At 59.9% G+C, this 15,179-nt stretch carries 12 protein-coding genes and 2 tRNA genes; 3 read left to right on the plus strand and 11 right to left on the minus strand.

Annotated features, from left to right (window positions below; all coding sequences use genetic code 11):
• Positions 1-55: 55 nt before the first annotated feature.
• Entirely contained in the window at positions 56-1,423 is a 1,368-nt protein-coding gene (locus tag ACN9MW_RS22980; RefSeq protein WP_426163037.1) for an HD-GYP domain-containing protein, read from the minus strand.
• A gap of 230 nt (positions 1,424-1,653) precedes the next feature.
• Here ACN9MW_RS22980 and ACN9MW_RS22985 point away from each other — a divergent pair, with 230 nt between their 5' ends.
• Positions 1,654-2,238: a hypothetical protein gene (locus ACN9MW_RS22985; RefSeq protein ID WP_426163040.1), complete on the plus strand. Its 585-nt coding sequence runs from the start codon at positions 1,654-1,656 to the stop codon at positions 2,236-2,238.
• 73 nt (positions 2,239-2,311) lie between these two features.
• On the opposite strand, the gene ACN9MW_RS22990 is transcribed toward ACN9MW_RS22985, so the two are convergent.
• The 5 genes from ACN9MW_RS22990 to ACN9MW_RS23010 all read right to left on the minus strand — a co-directional run bounded on the left by ACN9MW_RS22990 (position 2,312) and on the right by ACN9MW_RS23010 (position 7,279).
• Positions 2,312-2,743, minus strand: coding sequence for a hypothetical protein (locus ACN9MW_RS22990; protein ID WP_426163042.1), 432 nt, complete (start codon positions 2,741-2,743; stop codon positions 2,312-2,314).
• An 81-nt stretch (positions 2,744-2,824) separates the two neighbouring features.
• Positions 2,825-2,900, minus strand: a tRNA-Asn gene (locus ACN9MW_RS22995).
• Positions 2,901-2,952: 52 nt separating this feature from the next.
• Positions 2,953-3,642, minus strand: a complete 690-nt coding sequence (locus ACN9MW_RS23000; protein WP_426163044.1) for a DUF3334 family protein — start codon at positions 3,640-3,642, stop codon at positions 2,953-2,955.
• 100 nt (positions 3,643-3,742) lie between these two features.
• The gene (locus tag ACN9MW_RS23005; protein WP_426163046.1) at positions 3,743-6,145 is read right to left on the minus strand and encodes a glycoside hydrolase family 95 protein; all 2,403 of its coding nucleotides are present in this window, start codon (positions 6,143-6,145) and stop codon (positions 3,743-3,745) included.
• An 84-nt stretch (positions 6,146-6,229) separates the two neighbouring features.
• On the minus strand, positions 6,230-7,279 hold the full coding sequence (locus ACN9MW_RS23010) for a pectate lyase family protein (RefSeq protein ID WP_426163048.1): 1,050 nt from the start codon (positions 7,277-7,279) through the stop codon (positions 6,230-6,232).
• Positions 7,280-7,445: 166 nt separating this feature from the next.
• Between ACN9MW_RS23010 and ACN9MW_RS23015 the strand changes: the two genes are divergently transcribed.
• The gene (locus ACN9MW_RS23015; protein WP_426163051.1) at positions 7,446-8,894 is read left to right on the plus strand and encodes a serine hydrolase; all 1,449 of its coding nucleotides are present in this window, start codon (positions 7,446-7,448) and stop codon (positions 8,892-8,894) included.
• A gap of 296 nt (positions 8,895-9,190) precedes the next feature.
• Here ACN9MW_RS23015 and ACN9MW_RS23020 read toward each other — a convergent pair.
• Positions 9,191-9,266 (minus strand) — tRNA-Asn (locus tag ACN9MW_RS23020).
• Between the two features lie 37 nt (positions 9,267-9,303).
• Positions 9,304-10,506, minus strand: a complete 1,203-nt coding sequence (locus tag ACN9MW_RS23025; protein WP_426163053.1) for an amino acid aminotransferase — start codon at positions 10,504-10,506, stop codon at positions 9,304-9,306.
• Positions 10,507-10,616: 110 nt separating this feature from the next.
• Here ACN9MW_RS23025 and uvrB point away from each other — a divergent pair, with 110 nt between their 5' ends.
• A complete protein-coding gene (uvrB, locus tag ACN9MW_RS23030; RefSeq protein WP_426163056.1) occupies positions 10,617-12,683 on the plus strand; it encodes an excinuclease ABC subunit UvrB in 2,067 nt (688 codons plus the stop codon).
• Positions 12,684-12,768: 85 nt separating this feature from the next.
• On the opposite strand, the gene ACN9MW_RS23035 is transcribed toward uvrB, so the two are convergent.
• The 3 genes from ACN9MW_RS23035 to ACN9MW_RS23045 form a co-directional block, all read right to left on the minus strand.
• Positions 12,769-13,428, minus strand: coding sequence for a peroxiredoxin (locus ACN9MW_RS23035; RefSeq protein WP_426163059.1), 660 nt, complete (start codon positions 13,426-13,428; stop codon positions 12,769-12,771).
• 70 nt (positions 13,429-13,498) lie between these two features.
• Entirely contained in the window at positions 13,499-13,813 is a 315-nt protein-coding gene (locus tag ACN9MW_RS23040) for a hypothetical protein (RefSeq protein WP_426163062.1), read from the minus strand.
• Complete coding sequence (locus ACN9MW_RS23045; RefSeq protein ID WP_426163065.1) at positions 13,810-15,105, minus strand: hypothetical protein; 1,296 nt, start codon at positions 15,103-15,105, stop codon at positions 13,810-13,812. Before ACN9MW_RS23045 ends, ACN9MW_RS23040 begins: the two co-directional genes overlap by 4 nt.
• Positions 15,106-15,179: the final 74 nt, after the last annotated feature.

The following is a 15,179-nucleotide window of genomic DNA, read 5'->3' on the forward strand; positions in this document are numbered from 1 at the left end:
AAAGCAAAAAGCCCAACCGAATGGCCGGGCTTTCAGTACCAAGCCATTTTACCACCTACGCCCGCATTAAACGCCTGTCGGCGGCGGTCTGCGGGCCCATGCCATGCAGCGGGACTGGGGGACGCCGCTGCGGTTCGACGATGCCTTCGTCGTTATCGAGCAGATTAATCAGCGATGCCAATACCAGTTTTTCGTCCGGCGATTCAGCCTGCAATGCAAGGTCGCGCGCAAGGTCGCGCAAGCGCCATTGCAGTTCCCGGCTCGCCACGTCCTTTTCGAATAGAAGAAGGCTGTCGGATGCAGCACCGAATGGCATGGGCTGCAAATAACCATCCAGGCCGGTACTGACGAAGGCGCGCTGGATCTTGCGCACGCGCTCCTGCGTCGCTCGCAAAAGTTTGCAGGTTCGCTCGGATTTCGCCGCCGGGCCTTCAATCAGGCGCTCGCCCAGGTTAAGAATGGCCGAAATGCGTGCATACAAACCCGGCACGCTTTCGCCTGCCCGCCAGGCCGCTGCCTCCGGCGCCACGACACCGTGCGGGCACTGACGCAAGGCGCCTGAAACGGCGGCCAACAGTTCCGGCGCTTGCTCGCCCGGCACGATTTTCAGCGCCAGCTCCGCGCGTTCCAGCGCATGGTCTTTCAGCAACAGACCGGCGATCATTTCGGCCACGGCGACTGCCTGCCCCGGGCCGCTAATCTGTTGGCCGCAGACCTGCCTTGGATAGCCCGTGCCGTCGTAACGTTCATGATGTTCAGCCACCGCACGCCCGACGGATGGCGGGAAGGATTCCAGCTGGTCGATCAGCATCTGGCCGGTGCGCGGGTGTACCACGACGTGCGCCCATTCATGCGGCTGCAAGCGCTTGCCGCGCGCAAGGAAACGGGGATCGACATACAGCTCGCCGATATCGTGCAGCAGGCCGGCCAAGCCCGCCGCCATCTGGTCCTGTTCATTGAGGCGCAAAGTCTTGGCCATGCAAATGGAAAGCATGCTGACCAAAACCGCATGTTCAAGCGATGGCCCGCCGGCCTTGTCCGACGCGGTCAACATCAGCGCCATCGCATTGCCGAATTCCATTTGCCGCAATACCTGCAGGGTCGAATTGCCGCCAGCCGGCACGCTGCGTAGCAGGCTGGATACAGGAGCACTGACATCGGCCAGCCTCTCGGCCACTTGGGCAACCGCCCGGGAGTCCACGCCATCGGTGATGCGGATCGAAGCTTCGAAGGGCCGCATCAACTTATGTGCGATCAGTTTTTCGCGCAAGGCTCGCGTGACGCGCGTGCCTTTCGACACCAGCTTCATGCCGCGTACATCGAGGATGTCGACAATCACCTCAACCGACATCTGTTCGGCAACGTCCATCACCTTGTCCAGGTAATGGGTGTTCACCGAGGCGTTGATGTGAGTGGGTTTCATGTCAAATATCCAATCGTCAAACTTCACAAACTATCATATCACAAGTTTCCGCACGGCACTATTTATTTCTTTTTGATAATTTTTAAATGTTTGCAGGTTGGAACGATGTGCAAGAGAATGTCGAGCGAAAAATAAAAAACTAGCCGCACCAGTGGAAGCCGGTGTAATTCCGACTTCATTCAAACTGACTTCTGGACTGGTTTCCGAATACAGAGCAGAAAGACCATCTCATGTTATCGACCGCTATTAAGGGCCGGTGCACAGCCGTTTTGCTTGCGCTACTCTGCGCCAGTGCGGGCGCGCAGGAAAGCAACCACCCTCCCCAGTTCCTGCGAGATCCCGTCCTGGGCCTGCGGTTTCGAGCCGACGCCAAGCTTGATCTTTTGCCTGAGGATATACGCGCACTGTGCATGCCAATGGCCGACAATGAAACCTGGGCCACGCGCGAATGGATATTCGGTGTAGCAACGCATTCCACAGCGACGTATTACCTCGTTAACGGGTATTCCAAACGCCGCAACCCCAAGCCAGGCCAGCGCCTGTATTTTCAGCACATTGACGGCGGCGTTTATAAGGTCGCCGGCAAGGAATGCAATGGCGATCCGGCGCGAGAAACGTTTGTGGCGCGCGACCAAAAGCAGATTCCAAGAGAAGTACTACAAGAACTCGCCCAAGATCTGGTAACCCGCCTGGCACGCGCCGCCGGAAGCACACAACGACTGCGTGCAGAAATCAAGAAGCAGCGCATCGACTTTCATCGACTGTCGCCCGAGATGCAAGAAGCGTTCAAACCCTACTTTGGGCCCGCACATTAAGCCTGTCGGCGGCAGCCCACCCTGGGGCAGTCGTGTGAGTGGCCGGTCTATGTTGAAAAATATCGCCGGGCTTTTACCGAGAAACCGAAGGCGTAAATCCAGTAAATAAAGACAAGGAAAACGACCACCGCAAGCGAGATCCAAAGCGGCGCGCCGTCGCCCGAGCCTGCGACGCTGAATGCGATGCATAGCAAGCTCGAAGAGACGCCAAGCGCAGCAATGAATATGACTGCGACAAACTCGCACAAGCGATTACGGCGGTATCCGCAAACAACCGCCCCCCCATCGCTAACAGCAGTACCACGCGGGGAGCGATGCCTTCCGCGATACTTTTACCACTTTCCAACCGTACCGGATCAAATAGCTGGAAGAAGCCGAGGAGCGCTACCAGCACTGCTATCCAGGCAAAAAACCTGTACATTGAAACTGCCACCGGTTTGGAAGGAAGCAGATCGTGCTCCGCCTGCACAGCGGCGCTTGGCTGGGAATATGGATTATCGGTCACGGTACGGTCTTCCAGTAGTCGAGAAAAGAAACGACACCATGAAAAAAGCCCAACCGGTGAAGGCTGGGCTTTTCAGTGTTCTGGCTCCCCGACCTGGACTCGAACCAGGGACCTGCGGATTAACAGTCCGTCGCTCTACCGACTGAGCTATCAGGGAAAAGAGGCAATATTATAACCGTCGTTCCTGCTTTTGCAAAGCCTATTTTAGATCACATGCCGAGGGACTTCAAAAGCTCGTCGGCGTCATCCGACGAGATGGCCTCGGCCGGTGCTGCAGCAGCCTGGGCAGCCTGCTCGCGCTCCAGCAGGGTATCCGGATCTTCGGCCTCGGTCTTCTCGAAATCATGCAATTTAATAAACTCGGTGCGGTCGATCGCCAGTTCGAGGTAGAAGATATTGTTACGCTCGGTGAAGAAGGACACGCGGCGCATTTCCGGACGGTCGAGCGGGGTATCCACGCTCAGCGTCACCTGCTTGTTCAGCACCAGCATTTTCGGCTGGTTCTGGGTAATGTTGGTGTGCAGTTCGCTGCGCACCTTGCCGGTGAAGTCGCCAACAATCTGGTTCATCAGCTCACCCATGATGTTCGCCACTTCGTCGGAAGTGAAAGAACTGGCCAGTTCGGATTTCGGCATGCCCATGCTGAGCATATAGCGTTCGTAAATCTCCATCGCCGCTTCGGCCGAGAAGTTCAGCACAACCAGGCCGGTAAAGCCGCCGTCGAACAGCACGAAGCAGCCAATATCAGGTTTCAGGCCGACCTTGGTAATACGCTGCACCATGGCCGAGTAGGTAATCCGGCTTTGCGACGCCACGTTCAGCACGCGGGTGACCGACGAGCACAGGGTGGTCAGCAAGTCCTCGGTTCCGTACACCACCCGTTCTTCTTTTGTAATCATTCTTCAAATGCTCCGGATTAAATCTGATAGATAACTTGAAGAATAACTGATTCCACCCCAAAAGCAAAAAAGCTTATGTCCAGTTTGCCAACATTCAGTCTCATCCTTGCAATATCCAGGCCGCCCGCCCCTTGCCATCCAGCTTCAAGGAACGCTTCTCGCCGCGGTAGCGCACGCTGACGCTCTCGCCTGGCTTGCCGCGCAGCGCCAGGCGCCGCAGGCGCCCGCCGGACCACTCGACGTCGGCTTCGACTCCGCCGCGGGCACGGATGCCACGCATATTCCCCTCCGGCCACGCCTTGGGCAGCGCCGCCAGCACGTGGATTTCATCGCCCCAGGATTGCAGCACCATTTCGATGATCCCCGCCGCGCCGCCGAAATTGCCGTCGATCTGGAACGGAGGATGGGCGTCAAACATGTTCGGATAGGTGCGCTCCGGCCCCAGCAAGCCAAGCAGAATGGCGTGCGCGCGATCACCCTCCCCCATCCGTGCCCACAGGGCCAGCCGCCATGCGGTGGCCCATCCAGTCGATTTGTCGCCCCGCGTGTTCAGCGTGATCATCGCCGCCTGCACCAACTGCGGGGTGTCGCGCACGTTCGCCTGGCTGGACGGATAGATGGCATACAGGTGGGATACATGGCGGTGTTTCTGCTCCGGCGCCCCGGCATCCCAGTCTTCCAGCCATTCCTGGAACTGGCCTTGCGCACCAATGCGGTCCACGGGCAGGCGCGCCATCGTTGTCTCCAGTACGCGCCGCAGTTCGGCGTCGTCCTCCCTCAGCAGCACCTGAGCGGCCAGCGTGTTGCGGAACAGGTCGCGCAGTATCTGCCGGTCCATGGCAGGGCCCGCGCAAATCGCAACGCCCTTGTGATGCTGGTTTTCCGGCGAGATCGAAGGCGATGTCACCAGGCCCCTGCCCTTCGGATCTTCCACCAGGGTATCGATGAAGAACAGGCATGCGCCCCTCATCAATGGGTAGAGACGGCGCAACCAGGCCTCGTCACGCGAATAATCATAATGATCCCAAAGCGTATTGCACAGCCATGCGCCGCCGGTTGGCCAGATTCCCCACAACGGTCCATCGATTGGCGCACTGCCGCGCCACAGGTCGGTGTTGTGGTGGGTGACCCAGCCGCGTGCACCATAAGCCTTGCGCGCCGTGATGGCGCCGGTCACAGCAAGACCCTCGACCATGCGCAGCACCGGCTCCACGCATTCGCCCAGGTTGGCCGGCCCCGCCGGCCAGTAATTCATCTGGGTGTTGATGTTGATTGTGTACTTGCCGCCCCATGGCGGATTGGTACCCTCGTTCCACAGGCCCTGCAGGTTGGCCGGTTCGCTGCCGGGGCGCGAACAGGAAAGCAGCAGGTAGCGCGCATATTGCACGTACAGCGCAGCCAACGTCGGGTCGGGCTGCGATTCCGCGGTGGCGATACGTTCGCTGGTCGGGCGCACATCCTGTCCTTTGCCCAGCCGGATCGAGAACCGGCGGAACAGTGACTGGTGCGAATTCACATGCTCCTGCCGCAAGAGCGCATAAGGCTTTTGCGCCGCCCCTGCGCAATCGCGGCGCACCCGCGCTACAGGATCGCCGCTCGTATCGGCAAAATTGACGTAGCTGGTAGCGGCAGCCACCAGCAGCGTCACAGTGCGCGCACCACGCACCTGTAAACGGTCGCCGGCCACGATTACCTGGCCGTCTGCGATCGCCTGCACCCGCACCGCGTAGCGCAGCGCGCCCGGAATGCCGGAAGAATCATTATTGCGTCCCTCTACCAGCAGCGCGCCATCGCCATCGGCGCCGATTGCCAACTGGGCCGGGCGCGCCGCCTCGTTCAGGTCTTCGCGCAACTCCACCGGCGCTTGCGTAGCACCATACTTGACCTGCGCCGGATGGCGATAGCCAAGATCGAAATCCAGCACGCCTTGCGTAGCGGTCAGCCGGGCCACGATTACCTGCGCGGGAGCGCTGGCAAATACTTCGCGCGTGTAGCGCACCTTGCCTGCCGCATAGCTGGTGTGGACCACGGCTGAATCGAGGCCAAGGGAACGGCGGTATACCGATGGCGCCGCAGGCGCGCCGATAAAGTCGATCAGCAGGTCGCCGGCAGAGCTGTAGGGCATCTGCTGGTGGGAGATCATGGTGCTGCCGCACAGGTCGTGGGCTTCCTTGAACCTGCCCTGATCGATCAGGGTGCGCACTTGCGGCAGCGCAGCCTGGGCGGTGGGCATGTTCGGGTCATGCGGGCCGCCTGCAAACAGGGTATCTTCATTGAGCTGCAGGCGTTCCTGCCCCACGCGCCCGTACACCATGGCGCCCAGCCTGCCGTTACCGACCGGCAGCGCCTCTACCCATGGCCCTGCCGGACGCGCATACCAAAGCTCCAGATCTTCGCGCTTGCCGCGCGCCGTGGCACTCACTGCGGCACCCGCGAGCCCTGGAAATGCCGCCGCCATGCCGAGCGAGACCATCAGGTGCCGCCGCCTGGAATTCACGCCCATCCTGCCTCCGTTCTTGTTAGCATGGGCAAATTATCCTCGTGCCTGACAGCGGCAAAGCTATGACTTATTTAACGCGAACTATGCCTATTGGGCCAGGTTGGTGCGCGCACCGGCGGTGGCAATCGCCTTGGCCTTCACGTCGGCGCCGGCAATCGGGGTATAGGAATAGCCGGTCGGGCCATAGGACTGGGTGCTGCCCCAGTTAGTGGCATTGACCGCGCCGCTCGGGGTGTCCCAGGTAATGCCGCTGCCAACATAGTTGTTGCGCAGCTCCCAGTAACCGATACGGCTGCTGTCGCGCGACGTGACCGGGTTCTTCACGTTCTCGAAGTAATTCGCTTCGATCAGCGAAATGCCGTCCATGCGAACGTTGATGCCGGACGTTTGCACGTCATTGAAGTAGTTGTTGAAAATGTGGCTCATGCCAAAACGCTGCAACGGCAAGCGCGACTTGACGTGCTCGAAGCGGTTGTTGTGGTAGGTGGTGCGGGCGTTGGCGTTGGCCGTATCGCTGTCGCTGTAGCCGTTCAGGGCCACCTTCTGGTAGTTGTACACGTGGTTGTACGACACCGTGATGTGGTGCGCGCCCTTCTTCATGTCGATGCCGCCATCGAACGACGCATCGCCTGCGCCTGGGCAGGAAGTCAGCGAAGCGAAGATGGTGTTGTGGTCGATCCAGATATTGCTTGGCTGGCCGGAGGACATGCCCTCGATCGATATCGAATCGGCTGCCTCGCCGCCCTGCAGCAGGCCGATCATCATGTTCTGCACAATCACGTTGTGCGCATTGCCGGCGATGTGGATGCCGAAGTTGGCGCTCGAATCGCTGGCGCCGATGATGGTGATGTTGCTCTTGTTCTTGATCTCCAGCGTCTGCGCCGGCTTCTGCCACTGCGCGCACACGTCGGTGATGGTGTTGTAGTCGAATTTGCCGGTATACCTCAGTACCAGGCCGGAGTTATCGGTGTAGGCGTTGATCTTAGCCTGGGCATCGGCCAGCGTGGCCACATTGACCGGGGTCTTGCTTCCACCGCCAGTGGTGGCGGCGCCATAGCCGACGGGTCCAGCAACTGCAGAGGTGGCTGCCGCGATAGCGGCCGCCAGGAAGACTACCTTGAGTTGATTAACTTTCATGCGCTTGTCTCCTGTGCTTTCTGGTTTGAGGAGCGCACAGGATGCATTTATTCCAACAGCGCGTCAATTGGCCTGACCAAAATACAACAATCGGACTTACCGCATTAATTTTGGTCCGACCAATATCCAAAAGCAAATAAACTTGGCGGTATGCTATCGTTGAAAAATGAGAAAAATCCTGATCGCCCTGCTTCTGCTGTCCGCCCTGCCCGCAAAAGCCGACCGCGCCGCCGACATCGACCGCCTGGCCGAGCGTTACCACTCCCTCGGCCAACTGGATGGAGCTGTACTGGTCGCCGACCATGGAAAAGTGGTTTATCACCGCGCCTTTGGGCTGGCCAACCGCGAATGGAAAATTCCCCACACCACTGACACCGTTTTTCGCGTCGCCTCGCTGACCAAGCAATTCACCGCGACCCTGGTCATGCAACTGGCGGAGCAAGGCAAGCTGCAGCTGGACGACCCGATTGGTAAATACGTGCCCGAACTTGATTCGGGGATTGGCAAGCGCGTCACGCTGCACCAGTTGCTGAACCACACTTCCGGCATCGTCGACTACGCAAATTTCCCGGGCTTCTGGGCTAACCGCCTTGGCGAAAAAGTGCCGAAGGCCGATCTCCTCGCGATCATGAACCGCCCGCTGGAATTCGAACCCGGCAGCCAGGGCCACTACAGCAGTTCCAACTACACCCTGCTCGGCTGGGTCATCGAAAAGCAGACCGGAAAGACGTACAGCGAAGCCCTGGATAGCATGATCCTGCGCCCAGCCGGCATGCAGCGCACAGCATATGACGCGCCGGACCGCATCATCCCGCGCAAGGCATCCGGCTATGTGCGTGCCCTCGGCGAATACCGTCCCGCTGATCCGCTCTGGATTCCGAACGTCGGCGCCGGCGGCGGCGTCGCCAGCACCACCGGCGACTTCTTCAAGCTCGATCGCGCCCTGGCCGGCAACGCGCTGCTCAAGCCCGAATCAAAACGGCAGATGTTCACCGCCTATGTCAAGGACGATGTGTGGGGCGATCTCGGTTATGGCTACGGCTGGCTGGTTGGAACGCGCACCATTGCCGGCAAGCCGCGCCTGGTACACGAGCACGGCGGCAACGCCAACGGTTTCCGCACGTTGGTCACGCGCTATCCGGAAGACGGCAAGCTGGTTGTCATCTTCCTCAACGAAGGCAATGGCAACAAGGGGCCGGAGATTTATCGGATGCGCCGCGATTTCACCGACGTACTGTATGGCCAGGCCGTTGCGCAACCCAAGCCCTCTTTGAATGATGTGCTGGCTGCAGAAATTCGCCAGGCCGGCGCCGACGCGGCATTGGCGCGCTTCAAGTTCTTGCTGGCGCAAAGCGACACGCCGGAGGACGGCAATGCGTTGAACCGCCTGGCCTACCAATACGCCGAAGCCGGACAAGCGGCGACCGGCATCGCTATCCTCCAGCGCGCAAGCGAGCTTTTCCCGCGCGACGGCAACCTGCATGACTCCATGGGAGAGCTGTACCTGGCGCTGGGCGAGAATGCCAAGGCCATTGCGGCCTATCAGCGTGCGCTGCAACTGGATCCCGGCAATACGAACGCTGCGGCCATCCTGAAAAGGCTCCAGCCCGAATAGGACGGATCAGTACCGGCCCTGGCAAGTCGGGTATTTATTGTCCATCTATTGTCCATCACGTAGGAATTGGTGAGTGTCTTCCTGGACTGGTTGACCGCCGGAAGTGTTGAAATAAGGATGGCCACATGAAGTTACCTTAGCGACCACACTAATTAAGTTAAGGAGATTAAAAGTGCATTTCATCAAATGTAGCACTTACTAATGCAACTAAATTGGGCACAGATGTTGCGACAGGGCGCAATGCGGCCCTGAAATGCAAAAAGCCCAACCGGTTAAGGCTGGGCTTTTCTATATTCTGGCTCCCCGACCTGGACTCGAACCAGGGACCTGCGGATTAACAGTCCGTCGCTCTACCGACTGAGCTATCAGGGATCATTCTCTGACCGCGTTGCGATCAGAGAGCAGCATATTAAAGGACCTTGGCGATGGCGTCAACTACCACATCAATATTCTTCGAATTCAGCGCTGCAACGCAGATACGGCCGGTGTCCACAGCATAGATCGACTGCTCGCGCAGCTTGCCCACCTGCTCCTTGGTCAGGCCGGAATACGAGAACATGCCGACCTGCTCACGCACGAAGTCGAAGTCGTGGCCAGGCGCCTTGACCTTCAGCTTCTGCACGAAGGCCTCGCGCATTTCCTTGATGCGCACGCGCATGCCGGCCAGTTCGTCTTCCCACATCTGGCGCAGCTCTGGGGTTGCCAGGGCGGTTGCCACTACCTTGCCGCCGTGGACCGGTGGATTGGAGTAGTTGGTACGCACCACGCGCTTCAGTTGCGACAGCAGGCGCGCAGCTTCTTCGGCGGAAGCAGCCACCACGCTCAGGGCGCCCACGCGTTCGCCATACAGCGAGAAGGATTTGGAGAAAGAGTTCGACACCAGCAGCGCCACGCCAGTCGCGGCGAAGCGGCGCACGACGGCGCCATCTTCCGCAATGCCGGCGCCGAAGCCCTGGTATGCCATATCCAGGAACGGCACCAAGCCGCCGGCGACTACAGCGGCGATCACCTCATCCCACTGGGACTGGGTCAGGTCGGCGCCGGTCGGGTTGTGGCAGCAAGCGTGCAGCACGACGATGGAGCCGCGCGGCATGGCCTTCAGGGCAGCCAGCATGGCGGCGAAGTTCACGCCATGGGTGGTCTCGTCGTAGTAAGCGTAGTTGTTGACTTTGAAGCCGGCGCTTTCGAACAGCGCGCGGTGGTTTTCCCAGCTTGGGTTGCTGATGTAAACCTCGGAATCCGGCGAGAAGCGCTTCAGGAAGTCGGCGCCGAGTTTCAGCGCGCCGGTACCGCCCAGTGCCTGCACGGTCACCGCACGTTTCTCTTGAATTACGGCGCTGTCGGCACCAAATACCAGCTCTTGCACGGCCTTGTCGTATGCGGCCAGGCCTTCGATCGGCAGGTAGGTGCGCGGGGCGTGCTGTTCGATCAGGATTGCTTCCGCCTTTTCCACGCACTTCAGCAGCGGCACTTTGCCATTGTCGTCATAATAGACACCTACGCCCAGGTTAATCTTCGCTGGGTTAGTGTCTGCATTAAAGGCTTCGGTGATGCCGAGGATCGGGTCGCGCGGGGCCATCTCGATGGCGCTGAATACGGAAGGGTTCGTCATGATAAGTTTAGTAACGTTTGAAGGCGGGTCGATGCAAAAGCAGGCCGGCACCCGAACAAAATCCGGTCAGGGCCGCTGACAATCGCATATTCTATCAAAGGTCTGCAGTAATGTCTGATTCCCAAAATACCAGTGCCCCGGCTTCGGAAGTTATCACTTTCCCGGATTCGCCTTACCGGCTGCACCAGCCCTTCCCTCCCGCCGGTGACCAGCCGACCGCCATTGATGGCTTGTGCGAAGGAATTGAAGACGGCTTGTCGTTCCAGACCCTGCTCGGGGTGACGGGTTCCGGCAAGACCTACACCATGGCCAATGTGATCGCCCGTATGGGCCGTCCGGCCATCGTGTTCGCGCCGAACAAGACGCTGGCCGCGCAGCTGTATTCCGAATTCCGTGAATTCTTCCCGGAGAACGCGGTCGAGTACTTCGTGTCGTACTACGATTACTACCAGCCGGAAGCCTACGTGCCGCAGCGCGACCTGTTCATTGAAAAGGACTCGTCGATCAACGAGCACATCGAACAGATGCGCCTGTCCTGCACCAAGTCGCTGATGGAGCGGCGCGACGTAGTGATCGTGGCGACCGTGTCGGCCATCTACGGTATCGGTAATCCGAACGAATACCACCAGATGATTCTGACGCTGCGCGCCAAGGACCGCGTGTCGCAGCGCGACATCATCGCGCGCCTGATCCAGATGCAGTACACGCGCAATGAGATGGACTTCGGCCGCGGCACCTTCCGCGTGCGCGGCGACACCATCGACATTTTCCCGGCCGAACACGCCGACCTGGCGGTGCGCCTGGAAATGTTCGACGACGAGCTGGAATCGATCCAGCTGTTCGATCCGCTGACGGGCAAGGTCAAACAGAAAATTCCGCGCTTCACCGTCTACCCAGGCTCGCACTACGTGACGCCGCGCGCCACCGTGCTGCGTGCGATCGAGACCATCAAGGAAGAACTGCGCGAGCGCCTGGAATTCTTCCGCCGCGAGAACAAGCTGATTGAAGAACAGCGCCTGGAGCAGCGTACCCGCTTCGACCTGGAGATGATGTCTGAAGTCGGCTTCACCAAGGGCATCGAGAACTATTCGCGCCACCTGTCCGGCGCCAAGCCGGGCGAACCGCCGCCGACCCTGGTCGACTACCTGCCGCGCGATGCGCTCATGTTCCTGGACGAGTCGCACGTGCTGATCGGCCAGCTGTCAGCCATGTACAACGGCGACCGTTCGCGCAAGACCAACCTGGTGGATTACGGCTTCCGCCTGCCATCGGCACTGGACAATCGACCGCTGAAATTCGAGGAGTTCGAATCGAAGATGCGGCAGACGGTTTTCGTCTCCGCCACCCCGGCCGAGTACGAGAAGAAGAACGCCGGCGCCGTGGTCGAACAGGTGGTGCGCCCAACCGGCCTGGTCGACCCGCAGGTGATCGTGCGCCCTGCCCGTACCCAGGTCGACGACCTGCTGGGCGAGATCAACGACCGCATCGAGAAGAATGAACGCGTGCTGGTCACCACGCTGACCAAGCGCATGGCGGAGCAACTGACCGAATACCTGGGCGACCACGGCATCAAGGTGCGCTACCTGCACAGCGATGTGGATACCGTGGAGCGCGTGGAAATCCTGCGCGACCTGCGCATTGGTACCTTCGACGTGCTGGTGGGGATCAACCTGCTGCGCGAAGGCCTGGACTTGCCCGAAGTATCGCTGGTGGCGATCCTGGATGCCGACAAGGAGGGCTTCCTGCGTTCCGAGCGCTCACTGATCCAGACCATTGGTCGGGCGGCGCGTAACCTGAACGGTGTGGCGATCCTGTACGCGGACAACATCACTGACTCGATGAAGCGCGCGATCGATGAAACCGAACGGCGCCGGGCCAAGCAGATTGCCTATAACGAGAAGATGGGCATCACGCCGCGCGGCGTGAAGAAGATCATCAAGGATCTGATCGATGGCGTCTACAGCGCTGCGGCCCGCGAGCAGCTGGAGGTATCGGAGGAAGCCGCGAAATACGAGGCCATGAGCGAGAAGCAGATCAGCAAGGAGATCAAGCGGCTCGAGAAGCTCATGCTGGACCACGCCAGGAACCTGGAGTTCGAAAAGGCGGCACAGGTGCGGGATCAGTTGCACCACCTCAAAGAGCAGCTGTTCGGCGCGCCTGGCGCCGATGCGCTTTAAAACCGGTAAACCTGGGTCTGACCCACAGGGTCAGACCCGGGACTTTCGACGAAGATCAAAGGCGCACAACCAAACCCGTACGGTTTCAGGAAGGCTGCTTGACGATCCGCAGGTAAGGCTTAGGCGCCTTCCACCCGCCTGGGAACAATCCCTTGGCATCATCATCGCTGACCGAGCCAGCGATAATCACATCTTCCCCATCCTTCCAGTTCACCGGCGTGGCCACCTTGTGCTTGGCGGTCAGCTGCATCGAATCGAGCACGCGCAGGATCTCGTCGAAGTTACGGCCGGTGGTCATCGGATAGGTCAGCATCAACTTGATCTTCTTGTCCGGGCCAACGATGAATACCGAACGCACGGTGGCATTGGTGGCAGCGGTGCGGCCATCCGCAGTACCCGGCTCCTCAGCCGGCAGCATGTTGTACAGCTTTGCCACATTCAGGTCCGTATCGCCAATCATCGGATAGTTCACCTTGGCGCCCTGGGTTTCTTCGATGTCGGAAGCCCACTTGCTGTGGTTCTCGACCGGGTCGATCGACAAGCCGATAATCTTGGTATTGCGCTTGGTGAACTCCGGCTCGATCTTGGCCATGTAGCCCAGCTCCGTGGTGCAAACCGGCGTGAAATCCTTCGGATGCGAGAACAGGACGGCCCACTGGTCGCCGATCCATTCATGGAAATCGATCGGGCCCTTGGTAGTCTGGGCCTTGAAATTTGGTGCGGTATCGTTGATGCGCAGGGACATGACAGCTCCTTTAATGATTGGCATGGCGGGATCAATATCGTGCCACGCCGTCATTATCAAAGCAACATGTTTAGTCCAGAAGTTTGCCAAACAGCGAGACGCCATCGCCGATCAGGTCGATGACATCCAACCCCGTCGCCACGCCATCGATGACGTCCGACGCTGCGCTGCCCTGGGCCTGTGGGCGCGGTGCGGGATGCTGTGCAAGGCGCTTGCGTGCCTCTTCCATGCGCGCATGTTCAGCGTCGCGTTGTGCGATCATTTCCGGTGCAAGCCTGGCCTCGGCAGGCAGGTCGGCGCCGCAATACAGGCAGCGGGCCACGCAGCGATTCAAAATGCCCCGGTTGCAGCCCGTGCAGCGGAACATGGGTTCAAGTTGTTTCATGCCGGCATCTTATCATGCACCAGCACTGCGCCGACCAGGTCTCCCTGCGCAACCAGTACCGAGCGCCCTTGCGCATCCAGCGCAAACAGGCCGCGGCCGTTGCTGTAGACAATGGTGCCGCCCGGCGTCATATCAAACGAACTCACATTGTTCGCCACCACCGCCTCGCCACCGCTGCGCGTGCGGCGCATCAGCTGCCACGACGACGGCACCAGCGAAGGAATGCCGCCGATGCTGGCTTCCTGGCGCAGCGCACGCTCGGCGTCGATGCGCTTGCCCTGCAAGACGATGTTTTTCATGTCCGCCTGCATCGGCATGCCGCTCGCACCGGTCAGCGGCTTGCGCGAGTACATCAGCGAGAAGAAATTCAGGTAATGGAACACGGCGCGCAGCAGCCGGAATGGGAAGAACAGCGTATCCAGCACTACATTGCCGGCGTTGTACTGCGGCGGTTCATAAGGACGGCGAATGAAGAACAGCGCCCCATCCGGCGCCACGCGCGGGGACAGGAAGTCGTAGCGCGGATCTTCCAGCACCGGCGTAATGCGGCCGGTCGCGGTATTCAATTCCTGCAGCGTCACATGGCCCGTTGCGGCCCAGCCGCCGTGCTGGTCGCGTCCAATCGCTGCGGACTGGTAGATGACTTTGGCCTCGTCGCCCGGCACGGGCGCAGGCGCGGAATCGATCGTATCTCCGCCGGTGAGTTCGCGCAGTCCATCGCCATTGCTGCGCATGGTCGCGATATGGCTGGCGCCACCACGCGCACGCAGCGTGCAGACAATCGTCTCGCTGGACGGCGACAGGCACAAATCATCGAGCTGCAATTGCTGGCGATGCAGCAGGCGTTCTTCCTGCCCGCTGGCGGTGTCGTAAGCGAACAGCCCGCCCATGCCATGGTCTGCCTGGAAGTACAGCAGTTTGCCGTCGCCGGTGAACAGTGCCGACGAAATCAGGAAAGGATCGGTCTGGTGATCGAAGTCGCGGTAATTGCCTTGCGCGGCGACACCGAAGGCAGTGTCCTTCTTCCACGCGTTCTTTTCGCGGCTGCGTTCCGCGCGGTCCATCGCCTGCTGCGCATAAGGGCTGGAAATCTCCTGCACTGCGCCATAACCGCCCTGCACGAACAGCTTGCCGTTGGAGACCCAGCCAAGCTGCACCGGCGGCGCGCTGCCGCCCATGGCTTGCGCCGGCGCCGGGGCTGGCGAACCGGCTGGCTGCACATACTGGTTGGTCGACTTATAGAACAACACAACCAACAACACGACGATTCCCAATATGATCAGGACATGCATGGATCACCCTATCTGTGGCGCCGCGGCGCGGCAAATTCGGATGATTATATTGCCATTGCCCGACAGAAAAAGTC

Origin of the sequence: Pseudoduganella sp. R-34 (assembly GCF_049904655.1) — a bacterium.
Classification (GTDB): Bacteria; Pseudomonadota; Gammaproteobacteria; order Burkholderiales; family Burkholderiaceae_D; genus Rugamonas.